25 protein-coding genes are annotated in these 25,405 nt (G+C 73.6%); 11 read left to right on the plus strand and 14 right to left on the minus strand.

Going from position 1 to position 25,405, the window contains the following annotated elements; all coding sequences use genetic code 11:
* Positions 1 to 86: 86 nt before the first annotated feature.
* Positions 87 to 809, minus strand: coding sequence for an ABC transporter permease (locus tag RM555_RS20075; protein ID WP_121401579.1), 723 nt, complete (start codon positions 807 to 809; stop codon positions 87 to 89).
* A gap of 115 nt (positions 810 to 924) precedes the next feature.
* Positions 925 to 1,608: an ABC transporter permease gene (locus RM555_RS20080; RefSeq protein ID WP_311413184.1), complete on the minus strand. Its 684-nt coding sequence runs from the start codon at positions 1,606 to 1,608 to the stop codon at positions 925 to 927.
* Between the two features lie 2 nt (positions 1,609 to 1,610).
* On the opposite strand from RM555_RS20080, the gene RM555_RS20085 reads away from it, so the two are divergent.
* Positions 1,611 to 2,612, plus strand: coding sequence for an ABC transporter ATP-binding protein (locus RM555_RS20085; RefSeq protein WP_311413185.1), 1,002 nt, complete (start codon positions 1,611 to 1,613; stop codon positions 2,610 to 2,612).
* A gap of 12 nt (positions 2,613 to 2,624) precedes the next feature.
* Here RM555_RS20085 and RM555_RS20090 read toward each other — a convergent pair whose 3' ends face one another.
* The 7 genes from RM555_RS20090 to folP all read right to left on the minus strand — a co-directional run bounded on the left by RM555_RS20090 (position 2,625) and on the right by folP (position 7,256).
* Positions 2,625 to 3,122, minus strand: coding sequence for a hypothetical protein (locus tag RM555_RS20090; RefSeq protein WP_311413186.1), 498 nt, complete (start codon positions 3,120 to 3,122; stop codon positions 2,625 to 2,627).
* Between the two features lie 60 nt (positions 3,123 to 3,182).
* The gene (locus RM555_RS20095) at positions 3,183 to 3,497 is read right to left on the minus strand and encodes a hypothetical protein (RefSeq protein WP_132238640.1); all 315 of its coding nucleotides are present in this window, start codon (positions 3,495 to 3,497) and stop codon (positions 3,183 to 3,185) included.
* A gap of 54 nt (positions 3,498 to 3,551) precedes the next feature.
* Positions 3,552 to 4,766 (minus strand): ABC transporter permease, encoded by a 1,215-nt coding sequence (locus RM555_RS20100; protein WP_311413187.1) that lies wholly within the window; start codon positions 4,764 to 4,766, stop codon positions 3,552 to 3,554.
* 121 nt (positions 4,767 to 4,887) lie between these two features.
* Entirely contained in the window at positions 4,888 to 5,430 is a 543-nt protein-coding gene (locus RM555_RS20105; RefSeq protein WP_132238636.1) for a DUF3180 domain-containing protein, read from the minus strand.
* Between the two features lie 19 nt (positions 5,431 to 5,449).
* On the minus strand, positions 5,450 to 5,977 hold the full coding sequence (gene folK, locus RM555_RS20110) for a 2-amino-4-hydroxy-6-hydroxymethyldihydropteridine diphosphokinase (RefSeq protein ID WP_311413188.1): 528 nt from the start codon (positions 5,975 to 5,977) through the stop codon (positions 5,450 to 5,452).
* Complete coding sequence (gene folB, locus RM555_RS20115; protein ID WP_151456509.1) at positions 5,974 to 6,339, minus strand: dihydroneopterin aldolase; 366 nt, start codon at positions 6,337 to 6,339, stop codon at positions 5,974 to 5,976. The genes folK and folB overlap by 4 nt, the downstream gene beginning before the upstream one ends.
* Positions 6,336 to 7,256 (minus strand): dihydropteroate synthase, encoded by a 921-nt coding sequence (folP, locus tag RM555_RS20120; RefSeq protein WP_311413189.1) that lies wholly within the window; start codon positions 7,254 to 7,256, stop codon positions 6,336 to 6,338. The genes folB and folP overlap by 4 nt, the downstream gene beginning before the upstream one ends.
* Before the next feature lie 343 nt (positions 7,257 to 7,599).
* On the opposite strand from folP, the gene RM555_RS20125 reads away from it, so the two are divergent.
* Genes RM555_RS20125 through RM555_RS20155 form a run of 7 tightly spaced genes read left to right on the plus strand, consistent with a single transcriptional unit; the run spans position 7,600 to position 15,959 of the window.
* Positions 7,600 to 7,914 (plus strand): hypothetical protein, encoded by a 315-nt coding sequence (locus RM555_RS20125; RefSeq protein WP_311413190.1) that lies wholly within the window; start codon positions 7,600 to 7,602, stop codon positions 7,912 to 7,914.
* Positions 7,915 to 7,927: 13 nt separating this feature from the next.
* A complete protein-coding gene (locus RM555_RS20130) occupies positions 7,928 to 8,290 on the plus strand; it encodes a hypothetical protein (protein WP_089003089.1) in 363 nt (120 codons plus the stop codon).
* Positions 8,291 to 8,339: 49 nt separating this feature from the next.
* The gene (locus RM555_RS20135; protein WP_311413191.1) at positions 8,340 to 11,657 is read left to right on the plus strand and encodes an ATP-binding protein; all 3,318 of its coding nucleotides are present in this window, start codon (positions 8,340 to 8,342) and stop codon (positions 11,655 to 11,657) included.
* 1 nt (position 11,658) lies between these two features.
* Positions 11,659 to 13,626: an MFS transporter gene (locus tag RM555_RS20140; protein WP_311413192.1), complete on the plus strand. Its 1,968-nt coding sequence runs from the start codon at positions 11,659 to 11,661 to the stop codon at positions 13,624 to 13,626.
* Positions 13,623 to 14,180: a hypothetical protein gene (locus tag RM555_RS20145; protein ID WP_311413193.1), complete on the plus strand. Its 558-nt coding sequence runs from the start codon at positions 13,623 to 13,625 to the stop codon at positions 14,178 to 14,180. The genes RM555_RS20140 and RM555_RS20145 overlap by 4 nt, the downstream gene beginning before the upstream one ends.
* A complete protein-coding gene (locus tag RM555_RS20150; RefSeq protein ID WP_311413194.1) occupies positions 14,177 to 15,343 on the plus strand; it encodes a M23 family metallopeptidase in 1,167 nt (388 codons plus the stop codon). The genes RM555_RS20145 and RM555_RS20150 overlap by 4 nt, the downstream gene beginning before the upstream one ends.
* Positions 15,344 to 15,356: 13 nt before the next feature.
* A complete protein-coding gene (locus RM555_RS20155) occupies positions 15,357 to 15,959 on the plus strand; it encodes a hypothetical protein (protein WP_311413195.1) in 603 nt (200 codons plus the stop codon).
* Positions 15,960 to 15,962: 3 nt separating this feature from the next.
* On the opposite strand, the gene RM555_RS20160 is transcribed toward RM555_RS20155, so the two are convergent.
* Positions 15,963 to 16,526: a hypothetical protein gene (locus tag RM555_RS20160; RefSeq protein ID WP_311413247.1), complete on the minus strand. Its 564-nt coding sequence runs from the start codon at positions 16,524 to 16,526 to the stop codon at positions 15,963 to 15,965.
* Positions 16,527 to 16,721: 195 nt separating this feature from the next.
* On the opposite strand from RM555_RS20160, the gene RM555_RS20165 reads away from it, so the two are divergent.
* Positions 16,722 to 19,271: an FtsK/SpoIIIE domain-containing protein gene (locus RM555_RS20165; RefSeq protein WP_311413196.1), complete on the plus strand. Its 2,550-nt coding sequence runs from the start codon at positions 16,722 to 16,724 to the stop codon at positions 19,269 to 19,271.
* Complete coding sequence (locus RM555_RS20170; RefSeq protein ID WP_311413197.1) at positions 19,268 to 20,032, plus strand: hypothetical protein; 765 nt, start codon at positions 19,268 to 19,270, stop codon at positions 20,030 to 20,032. Before RM555_RS20165 ends, RM555_RS20170 begins: the two co-directional genes overlap by 4 nt.
* Positions 20,033 to 20,236: 204 nt before the next feature.
* Here the strand turns inward: RM555_RS20170 and folE are convergent, their stop codons facing one another.
* The 4 genes from folE to RM555_RS20190 all read right to left on the minus strand — a co-directional run bounded on the left by folE (position 20,237) and on the right by RM555_RS20190 (position 24,275).
* Positions 20,237 to 20,902: a GTP cyclohydrolase I FolE gene (gene folE, locus RM555_RS20175; RefSeq protein ID WP_311413248.1), complete on the minus strand. Its 666-nt coding sequence runs from the start codon at positions 20,900 to 20,902 to the stop codon at positions 20,237 to 20,239.
* A 38-nt stretch (positions 20,903 to 20,940) separates the two neighbouring features.
* Positions 20,941 to 22,965 carry an ATP-dependent zinc metalloprotease FtsH gene (gene ftsH / locus RM555_RS20180; RefSeq protein WP_132238612.1) on the minus strand — a complete coding sequence of 675 codons (2,025 nt, stop codon included), beginning with the start codon at positions 22,963 to 22,965 and terminating at the stop codon, positions 20,941 to 20,943.
* 494 nt (positions 22,966 to 23,459) lie between these two features.
* Positions 23,460 to 24,035, minus strand: a complete 576-nt coding sequence (gene hpt / locus RM555_RS20185) for a hypoxanthine phosphoribosyltransferase (protein WP_151455493.1) — start codon at positions 24,033 to 24,035, stop codon at positions 23,460 to 23,462.
* Positions 24,036 to 24,137: 102 nt separating this feature from the next.
* Positions 24,138 to 24,275 carry a hypothetical protein gene (locus tag RM555_RS20190; protein ID WP_311413198.1) on the minus strand — a complete coding sequence of 46 codons (138 nt, stop codon included), beginning with the start codon at positions 24,273 to 24,275 and terminating at the stop codon, positions 24,138 to 24,140.
* Positions 24,276 to 24,425: 150 nt separating this feature from the next.
* Here RM555_RS20190 and RM555_RS20195 point away from each other — a divergent pair, with 150 nt between their 5' ends.
* Positions 24,426 to 25,382, plus strand: coding sequence for a GlxA family transcriptional regulator (locus tag RM555_RS20195; protein ID WP_311413199.1), 957 nt, complete (start codon positions 24,426 to 24,428; stop codon positions 25,380 to 25,382).
* Positions 25,383 to 25,405: the final 23 nt, after the last annotated feature.

Below are 25,405 nucleotides of genomic sequence, written 5' to 3' on the forward strand. Positions count from 1 at the left end.
TCGGGGCGTTCCGGTTCCGTGCGTCGATGGCCGGGTACGACCACGCGACCCGACCGGCGCGGGAACCCGGGGTGGGCGGCCGACGCTCAGCCGCCGGCCACCGCCTGCGCCGCCCGGCGGCGCGCCCGACGGCGGCCCGCCCGCAGCGGGCGCGGCGTGACCAGCCGCTCGACCAGGGCCAGCACCAGTTCCAGCAGCATGGCGAGCCCGGCCACCAGCACGCCGCCGGCGATGATCTGGCCGCCGCCGGCGGCGATGTCCAACCCGAAGCCCGCCCGGATGATCTGGCCCAGGCCGCCGCCGTTGACGAAGGACGCCAGCGCGGCGGTCGCCACCACCTGCACCGCCGCCGTGCGGAACCCGGCCGCCAGGTAGGGCACCGCCAGCGGCAGCTCGACGCGGCGCAGCAACTGCCACCCCGAGAAGCCCATCCCGCGCGCCGCGTCCCGGGCCTCCGGATCGGCCTGCCGCACCCCCGTGTACGCGTTGGCCAGCAGTGGCGGCACGGCGAAGACCGCCAGCGCGACCACCACCGACGGCCGGCCGAAACCGAGGAAGGTCAGCGGCAGGATGGTGAGCAGGGCGAGCGTGGGGACGGCGAGCGACACGTTGGACACCAGCACCACCAGGCCGCCGCCCCGGCCGGTGTGCCCGAGCCAGAGCCCGATCGGCCAGGCGACCAGGCAGCCGAGCGCCACCGCCGCCGCCGACATCGACAGGTGCTCGCCGAGCCGGTCCAGGACGCCGCCCGGGTTCGTCCAGTTCAGCGGGTCGTTGAGCCAGACCAGCGCCGCCTCGACCGGATTCACGGAGCCAACCTTTCCTTCGCGACTGCGGGACTCCGCTGCGCTACGGTCCTCGCGCTCACCGAGCCAACCCTTCCGCTCGCGACTGCGGGACTCCGCTGCGCTGCGTTCCTCGCGCTCACCGAGCCCGCTTCAGCCACGGGGTCAGCAGCCGGCCCGCGCCGGCCAGGACCAGGTCGAGCACCAGGGCGAGCAGGACGCAGAGCAGTGTCCCCGTCATGATCTGCGCCTTGTAGAAGTTGTTCTGGAAGCCGGCGAAGATGAGCTGCCCCAGGCCGCCGCGCCCGATCACCACGCCCACGGTCACCAGGGCCACCGTGGAGACGGTCGCCAGCCGCAGCCCGGTGAGGATGCCTGGCAGGGCCAGCGGCAACTCGACCCGGAACAGCCGGCCCCAGCGGCCGTACCCCATCCCCTCCGCCGCCTCGCGGACCTCGGGGGGCACCTGGTTGAGCCCGGCGACGGCGTTACGGACGATCACCAGCAGCGCGTACAGGACCACCACGCTGAGCGCGGTCGCCGCGCCGATGCCCAGGTACGGGGCGACGAACGCGAAGAGCGCCAGCGACGGCACCGTGTAGAGCACCCCGGTGAGGGCCAGGACCGGCCCGGCGAGCGAGCGGTACCAGTAGGCGGCCACCGCCAGCGGCAGCGCGATCAGGGCGGCGATCAGCACCGCGCGAGCGGTCAGCGAGGCGTGCTCACGCACGGCGGCGAGGATCGTGTCAGAGTTGTCCCGCACGTACTGCCAGGAGAACCACGGGTTACCCGGGTCGGCCCGGTAGCTCAGGCGGAAGGACATGTGTGGACGTTACCCCGGAGGGCACCGCCCCCGCCGAACCGCGCGCGGCGTCGATCACGCTCGACGGCATCCGCAAGCGCTACCCGGACGGCACCGAGGCCGTACGCGAGCTGAGCCTGGACATCAGGGCCGGCGAGCTGGCGGTGCTGATCGGACCGTCGGGCTGCGGCAAGTCCACGGTGCTCCGGATGGTCAACCGCCTCATCGAGCCGACCGGCGGCCGGATCCTGCTCGGCGGCGAGGACGTCACCCGGGTCGACCCGGTCCGGCTGCGCCGCCGGATCGGCTACGTGATCCAGAACGTCGGGCTCTTTCCGCACCAGACGGTCAGCGCCAACGTCGCCACCGTGCCCCGGCTGCTCGGCTGGCCCCGCCAGCGCAGCCGCAGCCGGGTCGACGAGCTGCTGGAACTGGTCGGACTCGATCCGGCCACGTTCGGCCGCCGCTACCCGCACGAGCTCTCGGGCGGTCAGCGGCAGCGGGTCGGGGTCGCCCGGGCCCTCGCCGCCGACCCGGTGGTACTGCTGATGGACGAGCCGTTCTCGGCCGTCGACCCGATTGCCCGGACCCGTTTGCAGGAGGAGTTCCTCCGGTTGCAGGCCGAGGTGCGCAAGACCATCGTGCTGGTCACCCACGACCTGGACGAGGCGGTCCGGCTGGGCGACCGGATAGCGGTGCTCTCCGAGGGCAGCCGCCTGGAGCAGTTCGACACCCCGGCCGCCGTGCTCGGCGCGCCTGCCACGCCCTTCGTGCGGCAGTTCGTGGGCGCCGACCGGGGCATCCGCCGGCTGGCGGTCACCCCGGTCACCGGCGAGGCCGTCGAACCGCTGCCGGAGACCGGGGTGGCCGAGCTGCCGACGATCCCGCTCGGCGGCTCGGCGTACGACGCGCTGGGGGTGCTGCTGACCTCGGCCGCGGACCGGGTCGTGGTGACCGACGGGGGGCGGCCCGTCGGCGTGCTCAGCCGGGCGCGGCTGCTCGAACTGGGCGCCCCCGAGCGGTGAGGCACAGCCCGGTCAGGCGCGCCCGCCGAGGCTGGCCGCGCCGATGATCCAGCCGGACAGGAAGCCGTAGGTCGCGCCGGCGCCGCCGGCCTGGATCGCCGTGAGCAGCGACGGTTCCGGGCCGAGGAAGGCGGCGATCAGGGAGGCGAAGCCGCCGGCCAGGACGTACGCGGCCCAGCCGGAGAAGAATTGCGTCCCCGACCCCTGCACCCGGGCCACCTGCGAGGTGGGCAGCAGGTAGAGGAAGAGCGCCGCGAGGATGACCAGCAGGACGGCCCGCAGGTTCGCCACGAGCAGGTTGCCGGTCGCCCCGTCGCCGTTGAAGAGCCACGCCGGCCAGGAGAGCAGTTGCAGGTACCAGCCGCCGGCGGAGTTCGGGTCGGTGCCGGCGGCCCAGCCGACGTACGCCGGGCTGCCGCAGACCGCGACCAGGAGGAGCGCCGCGAGCGCGCCCGTGCCCGCCGCCGTCCCGTAGCGACCGCCGGTGCGTGACGGGTTGGTGAGCGCCATGATCGGCTCAGTTCCCGGCGGACCGCGGGGGGCAAACCTGCCCGGGGCCGGCGGTCGCCGTCACTGTCGCGGGTGCTTCATCAGGTAGTCGATGAACGCGGCCCGCAGCAGCGGCGCCGACTCCTCGTAGCCGTGCCCGGTCAGCTCCCGCCACAGCGCCGCGGCCTCGTCGATCGTCGGCCCGACCGAGTTGGGCGCCCCGTCGAGGACGGCGGCCTCGTCCGCGTTCGGCAGGTGCCGCAGCACGGACCAGAAGAAGCGCACGTCGTGGCGCTCCCGGGCGACCGCGAACGCCCGCTCCCGCAGCTCCTCGGTGGACAGCGCGTCGAGTTCCTCGAACGACGGGCCGGCGGAGGTCGATGGTGTGTCGGTCATGCCGCCGAGCCTAACCGGCGAGATCACTCCCGGCCCGGTGGACGCGGCGCCGGCTCACCGCTCGTCGGCGTCCCACCGGCGCGGGCCGCTCTCCCAGCCGGGATCGCTCCACGGGTCCACCGGGCTCTCCGGGGACCGCCTCGGTACGGCGGGCGGCCAGTCGCCGACCGGGTCCGCCGGGGGCGCCGTCCAGCCCGCGCCGATCCGGCCGTCCCCGGCGGGGACCGGTTCCGCCGCCGCGCCGGTCGCCGGCCGCCCGTACGCCTCGACCAGCCGGGTGGCCAGCAGCCCGACGCCGAGCGCTGCCGCGCCGACCGCCCACCGGCTCACCGTCCAGCCCCGCGCCTGCGCGTACGCGAGGAAGACCGTGACCAGGCAGACCGCCAGCAGGGTGCCGAAGACGCCGCCACGGCGGCCGTAGGCGCTGGTGCCGGCGAGCAGCGCCAGGCCGACCGCGAGCACCGTCCAGTCCAGCCCCGGGTCCGGCGCGACCGGGGCGGTGTCCCGGCTGGCCGTCAGCATGCCGGCCAGCGCGGCCAGCACCGTGGAGCCGACGAGCGCGCCGGAGGTGACCACCGCCGCCACCGCGCCCCGGCGACGGGCGGGATCCACGACCGGGCGGAACCGGCCGACCACCCGGCGGACGGCCCGCACCGAGCCGAACAGACCGCCGAGCACCGCGACGGCCGCGAACCCGACGAAGAGGTGCAGGGCGCCGCGCTCCGGGTCGTAGTCGCCCTGCGGCAGGACCGACGCGGAGCGCTGCTGGATGTACACGACCACCCCGGCGGCGGCGGCGAGGGACGCGGCCCAGCCGGGCACGTGCAGCACCACCACGACCAGCGCCAGGGCGATCCCGCCCAGCGCGGCGACCAGCAGGGCCGGGCCGGCGGCGGCGCTGGCGCCCCGGTCGCCCTGCTCGGCGACGTGCAGCGCGGCGGCCACCGACACGGGGCCGACGGCCAGGTTCACGGCGGCCGTACGCAGGGTCAGCCCGGCGGCCAGCGCCAGCAACCCGAGCACGACCGCGTCGAGGAGCAGGGAACGCAGTCCGTCGCCCCGCAGCGCGGCCGGTTCCTCCCGCCAGAGCAGGTACGCCAGGACGACCGACGCCGCCAGGAGCAGCAGCTCCCAGACGACGTGCACGGCGAACCGGTCGCGGCCGGGCTCACCGTGCGCGGGGTCGTCGAAGACGTTCTCCAGGACGGAGGCGGGGATGCCGGACGAGGGCTGGGGGGACGGCTCACGCCCCGGTTCGTCGTACCGCATGACGCCGCCTCCCACGTGGCCGCCGTCCAGCCTGGTCCGACGCGCGGGCGGACCGGGGCGGCGTTGCTCTCCGGTCGCAGGCACCGTACCCGCGAGGGAGGCCGGGCGTAACCCCCCGGGATCAGCGCGGGCCGGGGCGGCCCTCCCGGCCGCCGGGCTCGCGGTCCTCGTCGTCCTCCTGCTCGGGGACCCGGCAGGAGCGCTCCAGCCAGAGCGCCGCCCCCGTCAGCGCCAGCCCGGCGAGCAGGCCGGCGCCGGCGATCGGCCGGTCGCCCATCGCGGCGTCGGTGCGCTCCACGAAGAGCCAGCCGGTCAGCCCGGCGTAGAACCCGGTGAAGATCGCACCGGCCAGCGCGGAGGCCTTGGCGAGCACCACGAACCGGGCCACCAGCAGCGGATTGACCGGCTCGCGGCCCGGCCGGCGCTCAATGCGCCCCCGGGTGTTCACGGCGGCGTACGCCTCCAGCACGGCCAGCGCGGCGAGCGTGACCACCGGCAGCCAGGGCAGCTCCGGCAGGTAGTCGTAGTAGAGGGTGCTGATCAGCAACCAGGCCACCGCGGCGGCGCCGAGGGCGGCCACCACCAGGGTGGAGATCCGGGTGGGGCCCATCCGGGACCGCTCGGGGCCCGTCCCGCCCGGTCGCGGGGACTGCGCCTGCGTCATGCCGGCCGGCTCCACTGGGTCATGCCGTCGACTCTATCGCCAGATCCGGCCGGGGGCGCAGATCCAGCGCGTCGTCGGCCACCGGAGGGGTGTTGAGCAGGTCGGTCAGCCAGCCGTGCCCGGGCAGCCGCCCGTACGGCTGGAGGTCGATCCACGGCCGCAGCACGAAGGCCCGCAGGTGGGCCCGGGGGTGCGGCAGGGTCAGCTCCGGGTCGTCGCTGAGCACCGGCTCGTCGCCGTCGGCCCACACGGCGATGACGTCCACGTCCAGGGTGCGCGGCCCGAAACGCCGCTGCGGGTCGCGGGTGCGCCCGGCGGCGCGCTCCGCCGCCCGGGCGCGCTCCAGCCAGTCGTACGGGGTGGCGGCCGGGTCCTCGGCGAGCAGCGCGGCGTTCAGGTACGCGGGCTGGTCCGCGTCTCCCCACGGTGGAGTCTCGTAGACGCCGGAGACCAGGAGCACGCTGTCGCCGAACGTCGAGACGGCGGAGCGCAGGTGGGCGAGCCGGTCGCCGAGGTTGCTGCCCAGCGAGAGCAGGGCGCGGGTCACCGGTCCCGCCGCCGCGTCATCGTGACGGCCACGTCGGTGAAGGCGTGCGGGACGGGCGCCTCCGGCTTGTGCACGGTGACCGTGGCGGCCTCGACCCGGGGATCGGCCAGGCAGACGGCCAGCAGCCGGTCGGCGAGCGTCTCGATCAGGTTGACCGGCTCGCCGGTCACCACCGCGACCAGCCGCTCCGCCAGTTCGCCGTAGTGGACGGTGTCGCCCACCTCGTCGGAGCGGGCCGCCGGGGCCAGGTCCATCTCCAGGACGGCGTCCACCACGAAGTCCTGGCCCTGGGCGCGCTCGAAGTCGTACACCCCGTGCCGGCCGTGCGCCCGCAGGCCGGTCAGCTGGATCCGGTCGGTCATCGGTCTCCTCCGTGGTCGGCGGTGCGGTCTGCCCGGCCGGCGCCGGCGTGGGCCGCCCGGGCCCCACCGGTGGCGGCGGGCGCCAGGCGGGGCGCGCCCGTGGCCTGCCAGACGGCGAGGGCGTCCACGGTGGCCCGGACGTCGTGCACGCGTACGCCCCAGGCGCCGGCCGCCACCGCGAGCAGGCTGGTGGCGACGGTGGCCACGTCGCGGCCGTCCGTGGGGCGGGGGGTGCCGTCGGGGCCGGCCAGCAGCCGCCCCAGGTACGACTTGCGGCTGGACGCGAAGAGCAGCGGGAAGCCGAGGTCCAGCAGCTCGGACAGGCGGGTGCTCAGTTCCCAGTTGTGCGCGGCCGTCTTGGCGAAGCCGAGCCCCGGGTCGACGACGATGCGGTCGGCGTCGACCCCGGCCCGCAGCGCCTCGTCGACGCGGCGGCCCAGCTCGGCGCGCACGTCGGCGACCACGTCGGCGTAGCGGGCCAACTCGCCCATCTCCCGGGAGTGGCCCCGCCAGTGCATGAGCACCCATGGGCAGCCGGCGTCGCGGACCACCCGGGCCATGTCGGGGTCGGCGAGGCCGCCGGAGACGTCGTTGACCACGGCCGCGCCGGCGGCGAGGGCCGCCTCGGCGACCCGTGCGCGGGTGGTGTCGATGCTGACCGGCACGCCGGCGGTGGTCAGTTCCCGGATCACGGGCACCACCCGTGCCGTCTCGGTCTCCGCGTCGACCCGGTCGGAGCCCGGCCGGGTGGACTCGCCGCCGACGTCCACCAGGTGGGCGCCGTCGGCCCGCAGCCGCACGCCGTGTCCGACGGCGGCGTCGAGGTCGGCGTACCGTCCGCCGTCGGAGAAGGAGTCGGGCGTGACGTTGAGGACGCCCATCACCACCGGGTCCGAGGCCCGTACCAGATCGGTCACGGCTAGACGGTACCGGTCGGCCGGAGCACCCCGGGTGGACCGGGTCGAGGGCGATGACATGCGCATTCGAACGGGTGTACGATCGGTCGTCCTGGTCGGATCGGGCAGACTCTTCGCGGCTTGTCGCAAACAGTGGGTGCCCGTACGCTTTGGAACTGCCCGGCATCGAGATGGCGAAGCCTGGAGGGAGGGCCGAAGCGGGAGAATCCGCCCAAAGCTCACCACCCTCCGTGGTGGGTAACGAACGCAGGGTCGCCGACGCTGCGCACAGGGAGCACCGTTCCCGCCAGGCATGTCTACTGCACCACCGCGGCGCCGCCGGCCGCGACTTGGGGAGGTTCCAGTGATCGCCATCGAGCTGATGGAGACGGTGACGTCCGCCGCCGCCCACACGCTCTCCGCCCTGGCGTCGACTCCACTCGCCGAGCCTGCGCCCAAGGGCATCGACACCGAGGGTGTCGTCACGTTCTTCGCCAGCAAGATCGCTCCGATCCTGCTGGCCGTGCTGGGCGTCATCTTCATCGGACGCGCCAGCCGGGGTGAGATCTCCAAGGTCCTCACCAGCTCGGCGATCGCGATCGTCGGGCTCGCCTTCATCGCCGGAGCCGCCACACTCTTCTTCATCGGCGACTACCTGATCGACCTGATCTTCGAATAGGCGCGGGCACGAGATGCGGCTGCGCACCGACGACGACATCTACCGGGCTCGCCTGGTCTACCTCGGGCCGCCCGGCTACACCCTTCCCGTCCACCTGCCGTACGCCCAGTACGGGCTGTTCATGCTGCTCGTTCCCCTCTACATGTTCATCCACTGGCTGTTCACGTTGCAGGTCGAGCTCTTCCCCGCCTGGGAGATCGCGCTCGCCATCGTGAGCACCTCGTTCATCTTCCGGTACGTCGACCCGGACCGGCCCGCGCGCATGGTGATCCGCACCGCGCTGACCGACTGGCGACGCACCCGGGAGCCGGCCGCGGAGCAGCGGGACCCCCGCCTGGTCGGCAGTCGGATCAGGATCCGGGAGGAACTGGCATGACCGGTCGCACCCCGACCAGGCAGTCGAACGACGCGGATGAGGCGGTCGCATGAATCGCAGTTCCACGCCGGGTTCCCCGGCAGGGCGTCCGGCCGTCCCGCACGGTAACCGTGCGCGGTCGTTCGACTACCCCGATGATCCCGAGGCGGGCGAGGTCGCCCTCGACCCGGCCCTGGTGACGACACCCGGGCACGGTGGCGTGGGCGTCTTCCAGGCCCCCCGTCCGGCGCCACGTCGGACGCCGCCGCCGGCCGATCCGCAACCCGCCGACAGCGCCGACATCGACTCGCCCTTCCTCGACCTGTTCGGCGGTACGCGCCCCGGCGCGACCCGGCCGACGGCGCCCCCGCAGCGGGCCGGCGGGCGGGAGCAACCCGCCATCGGCCAGCAGCCGGCCGCCGCCGCGCCGGCCCCGGCGGCGCTCCCGCCGGCTCCCGCCCCCCTGCCGCCGCCCCCACGCGCGGGTCACGGGGCCGACGCGTACGAGCCGCCCGCCCGAGCGGCCAGGTCCCGGGTACCGCAGCAGTCCGGGGACCGGCTGCCCACGCTCCGTCCACCGGCGGAGGCGGAGGACCTGCCGCCCGTCGCGGCGGCACCGCCGTCGTCCCAGCCGGCGCCCCGCCAGCACGCCGCACCGCTCGACCCGCCCGCGCCGGACCCGGCGCCCGAGCCGACGCCCCGCCGCACCGGGGAGCGCCCGCCGGAGCGGGCCGGCCGGGAGGTGGCACCGCCGCGCCAACGCTCCGCCGGCCGGCGGAGCGAGCCCACCAAGCCCACCAAGCCCACCCGGGTCAAGCCACCAAAGATCAAGTTCGGGGACCGGGACCCGTCGGTCGAGCTGGCCATCACCGAGATCGCCGGCCACCTGACCTTCACCCCCAACACCGTCACCGCCTGGTACTGGCTGCCCGAGGTGCGCTGGGCGTTCCGGCCGGACGCGGAACGGGAGGCGCTGCTCTCGGCGATCTCCGAGCAGTACGCCGGGCTGGCCGGCTTCCGCCTGCACCTGCGGCGCACCACGCGGCCCTTCCCGGCCGACGAGTGGGCCCGCACCATCGACGCGCACACCGCCGCGCCGCTGCCCGACGTGCCCGGCACCGCCGGCTGGGGCGACCACCTCGTGGCCGCGCAGCGGCACCTGCTCTCGGTCAACCACGCCGAGGGGCAGACCTACCTCGGCGTCACCTTCGCCCGGCGCGCCCTCGGCGACTCGCTCACCGAGCGGCTGCTGCGCACCTTCGGCCGGGGCGTCGCCGAAGGCGAGCGCCGCAAGCTCGGCCGCACCGTCGAGCAGTTCGACGAGGTGCTGGGCGCGTTCGGCATGCGCGGCCGGCGGGTCACGGCACAGGAACTGGAATGGCTGCTCTACCGCTCGGTGGCGCTCTGCATGGCGCCGCCCGGGCAGCTCTCCCCGCTCACCGACGGGCAGTGGGAACGCGGCGACCTGCTCGCCCTCACCGAGCAGGTCGAGCGCTACCGCACCCCGTACGGCTCGACCGTGAAGCTGGTCAACCGGATGACCGGCGAGGAACGGCACGTCGCCGTACTGGCGGTCGGCCGGATGGAGCCCCTGGAGATCCCCGAGCGGCACGAGCCCTGGCTGCACTTCCACGAGCGGCTGCCATGGCCGATGGAGCTCTCCACCCGCGTCGACATCCTCGGCTCCGGCGACTCCTTCCGTAACCTGGAGCACCGGCTGCGGATGATCCGCTCCCAGCAGCTCGACTACGCGGAGCACGGCATCGACGCCCCGCCCGAGCTGGAGCGGCTGGCCAAGCGCGCCCTGGTCATCGGCGACGAGATGACCACCGGGCTGCCGGTCGACTCCGCCCGCGCGCACGGCTGGCACCGGATCGCCGTCGGCGGCCGCAACCGCGAGGAGTGCCTGGAGCGGGCCCGCCGGCTGATCCAGCTCTACTCCCGGGAGCTGCGGATCTCGCTGCAACACCCGAAGAACCAGGACTGGCTGGCACGCGAGTTCATCCCCGGAGAGCCGATCGCCAACACCGGCTACGTCCGGCGGATGCCGGTCAACCTGCTCGCCGCCGCGCTCCCCCAGGCCGCCTCCACCGTCGGCGACCGACGCGGCGACCTCATCGGGCGCACCGCCGGCACCTGCCGCCGGCCGGTATTCCTCGACCTGCACTTCCCGATGGAAGTACGCGAACGCTCCGGGCTCGCCGTCTTCGTCGCCGAACCGGGCGGCGGCAAGTCCACCCTGCTCGGCGCGCTCGGCTACCTCGCGGCCCGACGCGGCGTCCAGGTGACGCTGCTCGACCCGTCCGGCCCGCTCGCCCGGCTCTGCGCCATGCCGGAACTGCGGCCGTACGCGCGGGTGCTGAACCTGACCGGCTCCGAGCACGGCACCCTGGCCCCGTACTCGCTCATCCCGACGCCGCTGCGCAGCGAGTTCGGCACCGGGGCCTCCGGCGACCGGGAGTTCGAGATCGCGGTCTCCAACGCCCGCGCCGAGCGGCGGATGCTGGTGCAGGACATCTGCATGATGCTGGTGCCCCCGCAGGTCGCCCGCGAGGCGTCCACCGCCACTCTCTTCCGGCACGCCGTACGCCAGGTGCCGGCGGAGGAGACCTCCACCCTGGACGACGTGGTCGCCTGCCTCAGCCAGCTCGACGACGACGCCGGCAAGGAACTGGCCAACCTGCTGCTCGACACCGCCGAGATGCCGCTGGCGATGCTCTTCTTCGGCCGGCCCCCGGAGGGGCTGCTCGGCGCGGACGCCGCCCTCACCGTGATCACCATGGCCGGGCTGCGACTGCCCGACCTGAAGATCGAGCGGGAGTACTGGTCCGCCGAGGAGGCGCTGGCCCTGCCGATGCTGCACACCGCACACCGGCTCGCCGTACGCCGCTGCTACGGCGGCTCGATGTCGTCGCGGAAGCTGGTCGGCCTGGACGAGGCGCACTTCATGGAGGGGTGGCGCTCCGGGCGGTCGTTCCTGGTCCGGCTCGCACGCGACTCCCGCAAGTGGAACCTCGCCGCGCTGGTCGCCTCGCAGAACCCGCGGGACATCCTCGGCCTCGACGTGCAGAACCTGGTCTCGACCGTCTTCGTCGGCCGGATCGCCGAGGACGCGGAGATCGCCTCCGAAGCGCTCCGCCTGCTGCGGGTGCCGGTCAACGACGGCTACGAGGCCACCCTGGCCTCGCTCTCCACCGCCGACGCCACCAGTTCGAGCCGGCTCGGCTTCCGGGAATTCGTCATGCGGGACGTCGACGGCCGGGTGCAGAAGGTCCGGGTCGACGTCTCGTACGTCGACGGGCTGCTGGATTACCTCGACACCACCCCCGCCGCGATCGCCGCGGCGGCCGGGGTGCTGCCGGCCATCCTGCCGAACATGGAGGCGTGACATGGCCCGGGCCCGGGCACGGTTGGCGGCGTTCCTGCTCGCGCTCGGCGTACTCGCCGGGGCCACGATCGGCTGGCCGGCCGTCGGCGCCATGGCGGCCGTCCCCGCACCCCTCACGGCCCAGGCGAAGGCCGACCTCTGCACCACGCCCGAGTGGCAGGCCGACTTCCGCGCCTGCGTCGCCAAACTGAAGGAAGTCGCCGACTCCGAGGTCAAGTGCCGGAACGCCCCGACTCCCGGTGCACCCGACTCCGGGCTCGCCGGCTGGTTCGCGTCCCGACCGGAGTCGGCCACGAAGCCGGGCCCGAAGGGCTTCTACAGCGACTACGGCTACGCCGGATACAGCTACTCCACGTACGACATCGACAGCGGTTGCGCGACCGCGGTGCTGCACCCCGACTACAAGTTCACCAACACGGTCGCCAACGGCGAGTTCATGATCGCCACGGCGATCGTGGGCGCCTCGAACGCCCTGCGGGAACGCGCCTGGGATCCGCGCTCGATGTGGGGCTGGGCCGATCCACTCGTGGACCAGGCGACCAAGGCCGTCTACCAGAAGGTGTTCAGCGTCTTCGGCATCGTCACGCTGTGCGTGGTCGGCCTGTATCTGCTCTGGCGTTCCCGCCAGTCCGACATGAGCAACGCGATGACCACGGCGGGCTGGGCCCTGCTGGTGATGGTGGCGGTGACCGCCCTGGCCGCCTGGCCGGTCAAGTCGGCCAACATCGCCGACGGCACCCTCGTCAGCACCCTGGGCGTGGTCCACGACGCGGTCGGCCCGGCCACCAAAGACACTCCTCCAAGTCAGTGCGACGACCCGAATCCGGAGGCGTGCAAGGACAACCGTCCTCCAGCCGTGCGGGCCAGTGACACGGCGACAGAGGCGATGCTCTACCGCAACTGGCTGCGGGGCGTGCTCGGCTCGGCGGACAGCGAGACCGCGAAGAAGTACGGTCCGGCCCTCTACGACGCGAAGTCGCTCTCCTGGGAGGAGGCGGCGAAGCTCCGATCGAATCCGGCGACGCGCGATGCCACCATCAAGGCCAAGCAGCAGCAGTGGGCGCGGGTCGCGCAGCAGATCGAGACCGAGGACCCGGAGGCGTACGAGTATCTCCAGGGCGTCCGGGACATGGACCGGGTTGGCGCCGGGTTCATCGCGGTGCTGGCCGCCGTGCTCTTCGCGATGTTCGACCTGACCGCCTCGCTGCTGGTGCTGCTGGGCTTCCTGATCTTCCGCTGGGCGGTGATCGCCGCGCCGATCCTGGGCACGGTGGGCCTGATGCGCCCGGCCAACGCCGGGTTGCGGCGGTTGGCGAACGCGGTGGTCGCCGCCGTCTTCAACATCGCCATCTTCGGCACCGGTGCCGCCATCTATCTCTTCGCGGTCGACCTCATCATGAGCACGCCGACCCTGCCCGGCTGGCTCCAGGTGGTGCTGGTCTGGCTCTGCGGCGTGGTCGGCTGGCTACTCCTGCGTCCCTACCGACGGATCACCCAGCTCGGCGGCAAGGACAGCAGCGAAGCGGTCAGCTCGGCCGGCTCGTGGCACCGGCGATTCTTCCGGGACATGCGCACCGCCGCCCGGCTCGACGTCGCTGAGCCTGGTGGCACGGCCGAGCCGGCGATGGGCCGGCGTCGTGCTGTCGTGGCGGAGCAGCCCACCCTCCGGCCCGAGGCCCGGCGGGAGGATCCGGCGCAGGCCGCAACCCGCGGTGGGCAGGCCGCCAACCCCGGCGGAGAGGAGCGGCAGCGGCCCGACGGCCGCGAGTCTGCCGCCGAGAGGGGGGCGCCCTCCGAGGAGAGGGACGCCTCCCGTCCGGTCGCCCCTCGACCCCGACGGCGGCAGCCGGCCACCTGGACGGAGCCGGACGTGCCGGACGAGAACCCCTCGTTCGTCATCTACCGTCCCGGGTCCACGGAACGCGAGCCTGACCGGCCCACTCCCCGGATCCGCTCAGAGGCACGGTGAGGGCGGTGCGACGAGCGATTGAATTCCTGGTAACCCGGGTGCTCCGGTCCCGGATCGGCATCGCGATCGGCATCGCCGTCCTCGTGTTCGGGATCATCGGAGCGGCACGGCTGGTCTCCGGGCCCGGTGACCCCACTTCCGGGCTCAGCAACCGCCCCAACCAGCCGATCACCACGGTGGACCCGACCGCCGGCGACGACGGGGCGTTCTCCACGGGCGCTCCCCCCTCCCCCGTCACCCGCCCCGGCCAACTCACGCCGGAGCAGACCGCCGAACGCTTCGTCGCCGCCTGGCTCGGCAAGCCGGGCACCACGGCGGAGCAATGGCAGGAGGGCCTACGTCCCCTCTCCACCCCGGGGCTGACCGACAAGCTGACCGGCGCCGACCCGTCCGGGGTGCCGACCGGTCAGGTCGACGGTGACGTCACTCTCCGGCCCCGGGCCGAGAACTTCGTCGAGGTGCTGGTTCCGCTCGACACGGGTCAGCTCCGCCTCGAACTGGTGGCGCCCGACGGGCGGTGGCTGGTGGATGCCGTGGACTGGGAGCAGAAATGAGCGACGGAACGCGACCGCACGGTCGACAGCTCCGACTCGGCGCACTGGCCGCCGCATTGACGGCAACGCTCGCCCTGCTCTGCTGCACCGGCGGCGCGGGGGCCTTCTTCCTCACGGAATTGGGCGGCGAGTCCACGGACATGGCCCCGGTGAGCATGAACTGCAAGGAGGACTACCGGGTCGATGTTCGCGGCAAGATCCCTCGGATGTCCGGCTACGGCCAGGTCCAGCTTCGTAACGCCGCTCGGATCATCAAGGTCGGGCAGGAGATGAAAGTGCCGCCGCGCGGATGGGTGATCGCCGTGGCGACCGCCATGCAGGAGTCCCGGCTGCGCAACCTGGCGAACCGGACTGTCGGCGAGTCCGAGGACCTCCCCAACGAGGGAGTCGGTGCCGATCACGACTCCGTCGGGCTGTTCCAGCAGAGGGCGGGCTGGGGCACCGTGGCGCAGCGGATGACGCCTGAATACGCCTCCCGGAAGTTCTACGAGAAGCTGGTCAAGGTGCCCGGCTGGGAGACGATGCCGCTGACCCGGGCCGCGCAGGCCGTGCAGATCAGCGCCTTCCCGGACGCGTACGCCAAACACGAGGACGTGGCCGGCCAGATCGTCAACGCGCTGGCCGGCGGAGCTGCCCGGATCGCGCTGATCGACGGCAGGAAGGCCTGCGACCGCGCCGCCGGAGGACAGATCGCCGCCTCCGGCTGGACGGCTCCCATCCCCGGCGGCGTCGGCTCGGGCTTCCGCACCGCAAGCCGGCCCCGGCACAACGGGGTCGACATCGCCGCGCCGAAGGGCACCGATATTCGGGTAGCGGCCACCGGACGCGTCCTGATCTCCCAGTGCGACCCGGACAGGAGCGGCCGGCACACCTGTAACGTCGACGGCTGGCCGAACAAGGGCGGCTGCGGCTGGTTCGTCGACGTCCTGCACGCCGGTGGGTTCATCACCCGCTACTGCCACATGGTCAGCAAGCCCCGGGTCAAGGTCGGCCAGCTCGTCGAAGCCGGTACGGTCATCGGCGAGGTGGGCAGCAGCGGCAACTCCTCTGGCCCCCACCTGCACTTCGAGGTGCACGAGGACGGAGACAGGAGCAGCCGGGGCGCCATCGACCCGGTGCCGTTCATGCGATCGCGCGGTGCACCGCTCAAAGGCGCGGGATGAGACGCTCGCCGTCATGAGCGACCCGCTTCCCGACCCGTTCGCCGACCATCCGGACTGGGCGCCCCGACCGCCCCGACCGATCGAGATCCTGCCGGCCACCGGCCGCGTCGAGCTCCGCGGGCAGCGCGTGCTGGTCGGCCTGCCCGGACTCGGCTGGCGTGGTGACCTCCGCGCCGACGACCGGGTGGTGCAGGGCAGTCGAACCTACGTGCCGGTCATCCCCGAACATGAGTGGTACCGGGCGGAGTCCGACCAGGTGGAGGTCTTCGCCCCACTGGTCCCGGTCGAGCGGGTCTGGGTGGAGACGGTGGGGGCGCGGGTGCCTGACGCGTCGATGGAACGCGACACGGGCGTCCGCCTCGTCTCCCTGGACGCCCCGGCGCACCGCGCCCCGACACCCGTCTTCGAGTCGGACGCCGTCACGGGTCGCCGGGTGGTGCACGTCGTCGACTCCGTCGAGCACCGGGACCTGCGAGCCGTCACCGAGACCTACTCCGGCGCGGACGGCGATATCTGCGTCCGGGTAGCGCCGGAGGTGGAGTGGTACCGCTGGGCCTGGCGCGGCCAGTCACCGACCACATTGGAGGTCCCGGTACATCTGCTCTGGATTGAGTGACGGTCAGCCGGCCTTACGGCCGCTACAGACCCGCCAGCCTTCGTCTCTTTCCGCCACATCGAAGACCCAGTCTTCACGCCTGCTGCTGCGGGGCTGGCCGTTGGCTGAGCCGGAGATGGTGAGCGTTGTGGCAACTGATTCGCCCTCGCTCGTCTCGGTCCGGGTGAGCGGCCCCCAGCTGACTCTGACCACGACGTCGAAGTTGGCCTCACGCTGCTCGATCTCGCTACGCAGTCCGAGGACCGCAGCCCGATCGCCGCTTCCCTCGCAGGTGAAGAGGTTGGCGCGGGTGTCGTTACGGTCCACGAGGAAGGCCCGGAGGTAGTTGTCCACCACCACGTCGGGCGCGCTGCGGTCCGGAGCTGCGGCCCGGTTGTAGAGCACGAATCCGGCGGCCACTCCGCCGAGGCAGAGTGCCGCGACGACGCTCGCGACCACGGTGACCACGGTGCGCAGCCGCCGCCGTGGCCGCTCCGGCACCGGGGCCGGCGAGGGCGGCGCCAGATGGTCGGAGGGGGGCCGTTGCGCCGGTACGCGGGAGACCTGGGAACCGGCGGGGGGCTGCACTGATTCCACCCTCTGAGGCTAGCGGCTGGACGCGGTAGACCCAATGCCCCAGATCCAGCGGATCGTGACGGACCACTCCCCATCGGTGAGATCCACGACATCCCCGGCGCAGTGCCGCCGCGCATCCCGGACGAGTCGGCCCGACTGGGTTACGGTCTCTGCGCGGGGAGGGGTTGTCGACCTCGGGCGGAGGGGGTGGACGCGGTGGCCGGTCCGAAGGCACGCACCAACCGCGCCGCCGCACTGCACCGGCGGGCCGCCGCCACCGCGACCGCCGCCGCGAGCATCCTCGACGACACCCGGCCCGTTCCCGCCGACCAGCGCCGCCAGTACGAACTGGCCGACCGCCTCCGTTCCGCGGCGGCGGTGCTGGCTCCCGGCTGGGCGGGCGCTCCCCTGGAGACGGTGGTACCGACCACACCGGCCGGTGAGGGGCCGCCCCCCTTCGTCCGGGTCGGTACGGCGGCACCGCTGGACGACGCCCGGTTCCCCGCGCTGGTGCCGTTGCTCGGCACAGGTCACCTCTCGGTGGACGTGGACGCCCGGGATCCCCGGGTGGCGGGGCTGCTGCGGGGCGTACTGCTGCGGCTGCTGGCGGCGACCCCTGCCGGGGCGCTGCTGGTCCGCGCGGTGGACGCCACCGGCTCGGCCCTCGCGCCGTTCGCGCCGCTCGCGGACGCGGGCCTGCTGCCGCCTCCGGCGGTGGACGTGGCCGGGCTGCGGGCCGTGCTCACCGAGGCCGAGCAGTGGGTGACCCCGGGGGCGAGCGGGCGACGCCGGCACGACCGGACGCTGCTGCTGGTGATCGCCGCGCTGCCTGAGTCGACCGGCGCCACCGACCTGGCCCGGATCGAGGCCCTGGCCGAGCCGGGCCCGTCCGCAGGGCTGCACCTCGTGGTGGCGGGCTGGCCCCCGGCGGGCGACCGGGAGCCGCTGCCGCGGGCGACGACGCTGGCGGTCCGGACCGCGTACGCGCTGCTGGGTGACCCGCCGGGCGGTTCGTTCGCCGGCCCGGGCGCCGAGCCGCCGGGTGGGCTGAACTCGCCGGTCTTCATCGAGGCGGATCCGCCGGCCGAACTCGTCGATGCGGTCTGCCATCGGCTGGCCGCGCAGGTGGAGGCGGGTTCCCGGCTGGCGCTGACCGACCTGCTGCCGGCGGCCGACGAGGAGCTGTGGACGGCGAGCGGGGTGGGCGGGCTGACCACGACCGTCGGGGATGCCGGTGGCCGTCCCGTGTCGCTCGGCTTCACGGAGCTGACGCCGCACTGGCTGGTCAGCGGCCGCTCGGGCACGGGTCGCTCCACGTTCCTCACCACCGCGCTGCTCGGCCTGACCGCCAGGTACGGCCCCGACGAGCTGGCTCTCTACCTGGCGGATCTCGCCGACGCCGAGTCCTTCGTGGAGTTCCTTCAGACCGAGCGGGACCGGTCGTGGATCCCGCAGGTGCGGGCCGCCGCGATGGCCGCCGACCGGGAGTACGTGCTGAGCCTGCTGGACGAGCTGGTGGCGGAGGTGCGCCGGCGCGAGGAGGCGGGTGGCCGGGCCGGCGGGCAGCGCTTCGCCGAGCTGCGGCAGCACCGGGCCATGCCCCGGATCGTGTGTGTGCTCGACAACCTCCCGTTGCTCTTCGCCGAGCGGGACCGGCTGGCCGCCGACGCCGGCGCCCGGCTGGATGCGCTGGCCCGCACCGGGCGCGCGTACGGGGTGCACCTGGTGCTGGCCGGCGAGGGCGACCTGGGGTTGGGCTCGCGTACGGACCGGGACTCGGTGCTGGGGCAGTTCCCGGTGCGGGTGGCGCTGCCCGGTGGGGGCGCCGTGCTGGAGCCGACGAACGACTCTGCCGCCGGGCTGCCGGTGGGCAGCGCGGTGGTGAACACCGCCGGCGGGCTCGGTGGGCCCCGGGGCGCGATCCGGGGGCACGAGCGGATGGTCCGGTTCCCGGACCCGCAGGACCACCCCGACACGGTGGAGGCGCTGCGGCACCGGCTCTGGTCGGCCCGCCCGGAGGGGGCCACCCCGCCGGTGGTCTTCGCCGGCTACGCCCGCCCGCTCCTGCGCAACGATCCCCGGCACCGGGCCGCGCTCGCCGGGCAGGCGCCCGGTCCCGCCGCCCTGCTGGGCCGGGCGGTGGACGTGCCCCGGAGCACCGTCGCGGTGTCGCTCGGGCCGGCCCCGGGGCGGAACCTGGCCGTACTCGGTCCCGGGCCGGAGGCGGCCCGGCTGCTGGTCACCGCGGCGCGCAGCGTGGCGGTGCACCACGTGCCGGGGGCCGCCCGCTTCGTGCTCGCCGCGCCGGACGAGGAGTGCCGGCCGGTGGCCGAGGCGTTGGCGGCCGAGCTGGCCGGGCGGCACCCGGTGGACAGCGTGGACCTGGCCGGCCTGCTCGCCGCCGTGGACGACGCCGTGCCGGCCTACCTGGTGGTCTTCGGGCTGGACGTACCGACCCCGGAGCAGCTGCCCCCGGAGCGGCTGCGCGCGCTGCTGCGGGAGGGGCCGCCCGCCGGCCGCCACCTGCTGGGCCGCTGGCGGACGGTGCCGTCGTTCGCGGCGCTGCTCGAACCCGAGGGCGAGGTGGACAAGCTCGCCGCCGTGGCCGTCGTGGACCTGCCGGGTGCGCAGCTGACGTCGGTCTTCGGACGCCAGGTGCAGTGGCGGCCCCGCCCCGGCCGGGCGGTGCTCTGGGACGGTCCCGGCGAGCAGGGCACCGTGCTGGTCCCGTTCGGCGAGGAGGGGGAGCCCGGATGACCCGTGGCGGGGCACGGACCACGGCGGGGCACGCCGCGCCGGGGCGGCAGCGTTCCGGCGCCGATCCGACGCCGGAACGCACCGACACCGCCGGGCAGGCGGAGAGCGCCGGGGGCGTCGACCCGGTGCGCACCGCGTGGACCGAGTACCTCGCCGCCGCCCGCCAGCTCGACGGGGTACGCCGCGACGCGGCCACCGCCGCCGGCGAGCAGGCCCGGTCGGTGCAGGCCGCCCGCGAGGAGTTGACCGCCGTACGCACCCGGCTGGCGTCGCAGGAGGCCCGGCTGCACGAGCGGGGCGTACCGCCGATCTCGCTGGTCCCGACGCCGCCGGAGCTGACCGAGGCGGCCCGGGCGATGGCGGGCGGGCCGGCGGCGGTGCTGGCCGCTCTGCGCGCCGCCCGGGGCCGGGCGGACGCCGCGGACGCGACGCTCGCCGCGCGGGGGCTGCCCCGGCTGGCCGCCTGGCCGCCGCGCCTGCGGAACCTGCTGGTGTACGGGCCGCTGGCGCTGCTGGTGCCGGCGATCCAGCTGGTGTTGTTCGTGGCGACCGGCACCGGGGCGGCGAGCGTGGCCGCGTTGGTCTGCGGGCTGCCGATGCCGGCGGTGGCGTTCGTGGCGGGCTGGATCGGCGTCGGGCGGCTCTTTCCGCCGCCGGCGGGCGGCCGGGTGGAGCGCACGGCCCGGCTCGGCGCCCTGGTGTGCCTGATCCCGGCGGTGCTGGTCAGCGCGGGCCTGTTGCTTGCGATGCTGGCCGGCTGAGCGGCGCCCCGCCTCCCGGGCCCGCTCACAGACCCGCGCCTCCCGGGCCGCCTCACAGACCCGCGCCCCCCGAGCCCACGCCTTCCGGGCCCGCGCCTCACACCCGCGCCTCCCAGACCTCCGCCTGCCAGACCCACGTCGGCGGGCTGACGCGCCGACGGCCGGCCGAACCTCTACCCGGGTCGGCCGGCCGGTCTGTCGCGGTCAGCGGTGGATGATCAGCGCCATCGCCTCGGCGCGCGACTTGGCGTCGCGCTGGAGGGTGCCCCGTACGGCCGAGGTGATGGTCTTGGCACCCGACTTCTGGATGCCGCGCATCGCCATGCACATGTGCTCGCATTCGAGCACCACCACCACGCCGCGCGGCGCGAGCCGCTCCATCAGCAGGTCGGCGATCTGCGAGGTGAGCCGCTCCTGGACCTGCGGCCGACGGGCGAAGACCTCGACCAGCCGGGCCAGCTTCGACAGGCCGGTGATCCGGCCGTCCGGCCCCGGGATGTAGCCGATGTGGGCACTGCCCCGGAACGGCAGCAGGTGGTGCTCGCACAGGCTCATCACGTCGATGTCCCGGACGAGCACCAGCTCCTCGTGGTTGGCCTCGAAGGTGGTGCTGAGGACCTGGGCCGGGTCGACCCGGAGGCCGGCGAAGAGTTCGGCGTACGCCCGGGCGACCCGGGCCGGCGTCTGCTGGAGCCCGTCGCGGTCCGGGTCCTCCCCGACGGCGATGAGGATCTCGCGGACCGCCTTCTCGATCCGCCCGAGGTCCATGGTCTCCTCGACGGGCCGACCGGTGAGCTTGCCGCTGATCAGGCGCGCGGCGACGTAGTCGAGGGTGTCGTCGCCGTCCGGCTCGGTCGCGGAGACGGCCAGTTCCCGGTTCTCCCGGGAACTGGCCGTCGGGTCCGTGCTCAGTGCGTACCGTCCGAGTTGTTGGAGTTGTTCGAGGTGCCGCCGCCCACCGTCGCCTGGGCGCCGTCGGCCTGGGCCTGCACCTTGAGCGCGTCCTTCTCCGCCGGCGTGAGCACGGGCGGCTCGGTGGAGGGCTGGCGCTTGCCGAAGCCGTTGTACGGCGCCATCGGCGGCCGCTTGGCCACCCGGGCGCAGATCCGGGCCATGTCGGCGGTGGAGAGGGTCTCCTTCTCCATCAGCTCCAGCACGATGTTGTCCAGGACGTCCCGGTATTCCACCAGGATCTCCCAGGCCTCGTCGTGGGCCAGCTCGATCAGGGCCCGCATCTCGCCGTCGATCTCGGCGGCGACGACGTCGGAGTAGTCCCGCTCGTGGCCCATGTTGCGGCCGAGGAACGGCTCGTCGCCGCTGGTGCCGTACTTGATCGCACCGAGCTTGGAGCTCATGCCGTACTGCGTGATCATCGCGCGGGCCAGCTGGGTGGCCTTCTCGATGTCGTTGCCGGCGCCGGTGGTCGGCTCGTGGAAGACCAGCTCCTCGGCGGCCCGGCCACCCAGCGCGTACGCCAGGGTGTCGACCATCTCGGCGCGGGTCTGGGTGTACTTGTCCTCGGTGGGCAGGACCAGGGTGTGGCCCAGCGACCGACCGCGGGACAGGATCGTCACCTTGTGCACCGGCGCGGCGTGCGGCAGCGCCCAGGCAACCAGCGCGTGCCCACCCTCGTGGTACGCGGTGATCTTCTTCTCCTGGTCGCTCATCACCCGGGTGCGGCGCTGCGGACCGGCGATCACCCGGTCGATCGACTCCTCAAGGGAGTCGTTGCTGATCGCCCGCTGGTCCTTGCGGGCGGTGAGCAGCGCGGACTCGTTGATCACGTTCGCCAGGTCGGCACCGCTGAAGCCCGGGGTGCGCCGGGCCACCGCGTCGAGGTCGACGTCGGGGGTGAACGGCTTGCCCTTGGCGTGCACCCGCAGGATCGCCTTGCGGCCCTCCATGTCGGGGGCGTCCACCGGGATCTGCCGGTCGAAGCGGCCCGGGCGCAGCAGCGCCGGGTCGAGGATGTCCGGGCGGTTGGTGGCGGCGATCAGGATGACCCCGCCCTTGGTGTCGAAGCCGTCCATCTCGACGAGCAGCTGGTTGAGGGTCTGCTCGCGCTCGTCGTGACCGCCGCCCATGCCGGCGCCGCGGTGGCGGCCGACGGCGTCGATCTCGTCGACGAAGACGATGGCCGGGGCGTTCGCCTTGGCCTGCTCGAAGAGGTCGCGGACCCGGCTGGCGCCGACACCGACGAACATCTCCACGAAGTCCGAGCCGGAGATCGAGTAGAAGGGCACCCCGGCCTCGCCGGCGACGGCGCGGGCCAGCAGCGTCTTACCGGTGCCGGGCGGGCCGAAGAGCAGGACGCCCTTCGGGATCTTGGCGCCCAGAGCCTGGTACTTCGCCGGGTTCTGCAGGAAGTCCTTGATCTCGTGCAGCTCCTCGACGGCCTCCTCGGCGCCGGCCACGTCCGCGAACGTGGTCTTCGGCGTGTCCTTGGTGATCATCTTCGCCTTGGACTTGCCGAAGTTGAGCACCCGGGAGCCGCCGCCCTGCATCTGCGACATGAAGAAGAGCAGCAGGAGCACCAGCAGGGCGATCGGGAGCAGGTTGACCAGCAGGCTCACCCAGATGCTGTCGGACGACACCTCGACGTTGGCCGGGCCGGTGACCCGGTTGTTCGCCTTGGCCTCGAGGACCTCGTTCCAGACCTCGTCGCCGACCTCGTAGGGGAACTGCGCCTCGATCCGGTCGGTGTCGGTGTCACCGAACTTGGCCTTGTCCTTCAGGTCGAGCCGGAGCGTCTGCTCCTTGTCCTGGAAGACGACCTTGTCGATGCCGCCCTTGTTGAGCTGGTCGAGCGCAATGGAAGTGTCCACCCGGTGGTAGCTGGGACCAGCGGTGAACAGTTGACTGAGCACAACGGCGCCGAGGATGACCAGGATGATCCAGACCACCGGTCGGCGGAAGAAACGCGTACGTTCCATGCTGTTGTCGAGCGCCGAGGCGCCCGCATCCTCCTGATCGACGTCCTGACCGTCTGATGGTGTCGCCGCCTGTGGCGGCGGCCGGAGCCGCCGTGCGGGCCGGCTCGACCCCGAGGCACGAAAACTGCCGCGCCGCGGTCATTCGACGGTACACCGTGCACGCGAGGAGTGAGCTTGCGAGCCCCGCAGTCACGCACAAAGGGAACAGCTGTGCGCGCACCGAGCGAGCTTGCGAACCCCGCGATCGCGCACGATCCGATCATCGTGCGCGCGTGGAGCGCGCTTGCGAGCCCAACAATTACGCGTAGGGCGAACCGGGTCCAGCCGGCGTGACGGGAGCTCCGCGCCCGGCCTCCCGTCCGCCCGGTCCCGCGGTTCGAGGGGTCGGGCGTGGAGGGAGCCTCCACGCCACCGGCCTCTACCGTAGTCCGAATCGCTGAGAGCCCGCTGAACGTCCGCTCGACCGGCGCCGATGTGACCGGCCCCGGCGAGGCTCAGGTCCGGGCGTACACCTCGGGCTTGAGCACCCCGACGTAGGGCAGCTCGCGGTAGCGCTCGCCGAAGTCGAGGCCGTAGCCGACGACGAACTCGGTCGGAATGTCGAAGCCGACGTACTTCACCGGCACCGGCACCTTGACCGCGTCCGGCTTGCGGAACAGCGCGACCACCTCGACGCTCGCGGCCGAGCGGGACTCCAGGTAGCGCAGCAGCCAGGACAGGGTCAGGCCGGAGTCGACGATGTCCTCGACCACGACCACGTGCCGGCCGGCGATGTCCCGGTCGAGGTCCTTGAGGATGCGGACCACCCCGGAGGAGGTGGTGCCCTGGCCGTAGGAGGAGATGGCCATGAAGTCCAGCTCGGCGGGCGGCCCGCTGCGGCCCAGCGCCCGGGCGAAGTCGGCCATGAACATCACCGCGCCCTTGAGGACGCAGACCAGCAGGAGCCCGTCATCGACGTCGGCGTAGTCCGCCGAGACCTGCTTGGCGAGTTCCGCGGTCTTCTCGCGGATCTGCGCCTCGGAGATGATCACGTGGTCGATGTCGGCGTCGTACCAGGAGCCGTCAGCCATGGCTCCTAGCCTGCCGTACGCCGGATGGCCTCCGTCGGCGGGGCCGCCCCTTTTGGGCGCGGTCCCACCTGGGATGAATCCTGACGAAGGCCGCGAACCACCTCAGCAGGCACGCGACCGCCAGCGGCGACCGTCGTCGGACGGCTTCCAGTCGGCCGAGTCCCGGCTGTCGGCGGTGAGGCCGGCGGCCGAGGCCAGGGCGAGGAGGACGAAGAAGAAGAGGAAGAGGAAGATCTCCATGGCGGCGCTCGCTTTCGCATGGTTGCTGTCGGTTTCGCCGCCGGTGCGCACCGGACTGGAACCAGTCTCCGCCGGCCACCGCCACCCGGACAGTGGCAGGAATGCCACGCACCCTCGATTTCCTGCCACCCGTGCGGTTACCCTCGTCACATGCTCAGATCGGTCGCCGTCCTCGCCCTGGACCAGGTCGCCACGTTCGAGCTCGGGGTCCTCGCCGAGGTCTTCGGGACCGACCGCACCGCCGACGGGTTCCCCGACCACCGCTTCCACGTGTGCAGCCCCGACGGGGCCCCGGTGCGCACCTCGTCGGGCTTCCACCTGACCCCGCACGCCGACCTCGGCCCGATGGAGGAGGCCGATCTGGTCGCCGTCCCGGCCCACCACGGCACCGTCGTGCCCGCCACGGTGCTCGCCGCGCTGCGGCGCGCCGCCGACCGGGGGGCGTACGTCTTCAGTGTCTGCTCCGGCGCTTTCGTGCTGGGCGAGGCCGGCCTGCTCGACGGCCGGGAGTGCACCACCCACTGGCGGTACGTCGACGAGCTGCAACGCCGCCACCCGACCGCCAGGGTCCGTTGCAACTCGCTCTACGTGCAGGACGGCCGGCTGCTCACCAGCGCCGGCACGGCCGCCGGCATCGACGCCTGCCTGCACCTGATCCGCCAGGAGCACGGCTCGGCGACGGCCACCCGGCTGGCCCGCCGGATGGTGGTGCCCCCGCACCGCGACGGCGGGCAGGCGCAGTACATCGAGGCGCCCATCCCCGAGACCCCCGAGGCGCCCACGCTGGAGCCGGTGCTGGAATGGCTGATGGGGCACCTGGACCGCCCGGTCACCGTCGACGAGCTGGCCGCGCGGGCGGAGATGTCGCCGCGCACGTTCGCCCGGCGGTTCCGCGCCGAAACCGGCACCACGCCGCACGACTGGCTGACCAACCAGCGGGTGCTGCTGGCCCGGCGGCTGCTGGAGGAGACCGGGCTCAGCGTCGAGGCCGTCGCCGACCGGGCCGGCTTCGGCGACTCGGCGGCGCTGCGGCACCACTTCGCCCGCCGGGTCGGCGCCACCCCGCACACCTACCGGACGACCTTCCGGGAACGCGTGGAGGCCTGATCCCCGGCCCCGCGACGTCGGAC

This window comes from Micromonospora reichwaldensis, assembly GCF_031845925.1.
Taxonomy (GTDB): Bacteria; Actinomycetota; Actinomycetes; order Mycobacteriales; family Micromonosporaceae; genus Micromonospora; species Micromonospora reichwaldensis.

What these genes read in the sequence shown, in the direction of transcription:
- RM555_RS20140 (WP_311413192.1), top strand. Translation starts at nt 11,659, where the DNA reads ATGGCCCGGGCCCGGGCACGGTTGGCGGCGTTCCTGCTCGCGCTCGGC.
- RM555_RS20100 (WP_311413187.1), bottom strand. Translation starts at nt 4,766, where the DNA reads ATGCGGTACGACGAACCGGGGCGTGAGCCGTCCCCCCAGCCCTCGTCC.
- RM555_RS20080 (WP_311413184.1), bottom strand. Translation starts at nt 1,608, where the DNA reads ATGTCCTTCCGCCTGAGCTACCGGGCCGACCCGGGTAACCCGTGGTTC.
- RM555_RS20170 (WP_311413197.1), top strand. Translation starts at nt 19,268, where the DNA reads ATGACCCGTGGCGGGGCACGGACCACGGCGGGGCACGCCGCGCCGGGG.
- RM555_RS20090 (WP_311413186.1), bottom strand. Translation starts at nt 3,122, where the DNA reads ATGGCGCTCACCAACCCGTCACGCACCGGCGGTCGCTACGGGACGGCG.
- RM555_RS20095 (WP_132238640.1), bottom strand. Translation starts at nt 3,497, where the DNA reads ATGACCGACACACCATCGACCTCCGCCGGCCCGTCGTTCGAGGAACTC.
- hpt (WP_151455493.1), bottom strand. Translation starts at nt 24,035, where the DNA reads ATGGCTGACGGCTCCTGGTACGACGCCGACATCGACCACGTGATCATC.
- RM555_RS20195 (WP_311413199.1), top strand. Translation starts at nt 24,426, where the DNA reads ATGCTCAGATCGGTCGCCGTCCTCGCCCTGGACCAGGTCGCCACGTTC.
- RM555_RS20135 (WP_311413191.1), top strand. Translation starts at nt 8,340, where the DNA reads ATGAATCGCAGTTCCACGCCGGGTTCCCCGGCAGGGCGTCCGGCCGTC.
- RM555_RS20130 (WP_089003089.1), top strand. Translation starts at nt 7,928, where the DNA reads ATGCGGCTGCGCACCGACGACGACATCTACCGGGCTCGCCTGGTCTAC.
- RM555_RS20150 (WP_311413194.1), top strand. Translation starts at nt 14,177, where the DNA reads ATGAGCGACGGAACGCGACCGCACGGTCGACAGCTCCGACTCGGCGCA.
- RM555_RS20190 (WP_311413198.1), bottom strand. Translation starts at nt 24,275, where the DNA reads ATGGAGATCTTCCTCTTCCTCTTCTTCTTCGTCCTCCTCGCCCTGGCC.
- RM555_RS20155 (WP_311413195.1), top strand. Translation starts at nt 15,357, where the DNA reads ATGAGCGACCCGCTTCCCGACCCGTTCGCCGACCATCCGGACTGGGCG.
- folB (WP_151456509.1), bottom strand. Translation starts at nt 6,339, where the DNA reads ATGACCGACCGGATCCAGCTGACCGGCCTGCGGGCGCACGGCCGGCAC.
- ftsH (WP_132238612.1), bottom strand. Translation starts at nt 22,965, where the DNA reads ATGGAACGTACGCGTTTCTTCCGCCGACCGGTGGTCTGGATCATCCTG.
- RM555_RS20105 (WP_132238636.1), bottom strand. Translation starts at nt 5,430, where the DNA reads ATGACGCAGGCGCAGTCCCCGCGACCGGGCGGGACGGGCCCCGAGCGG.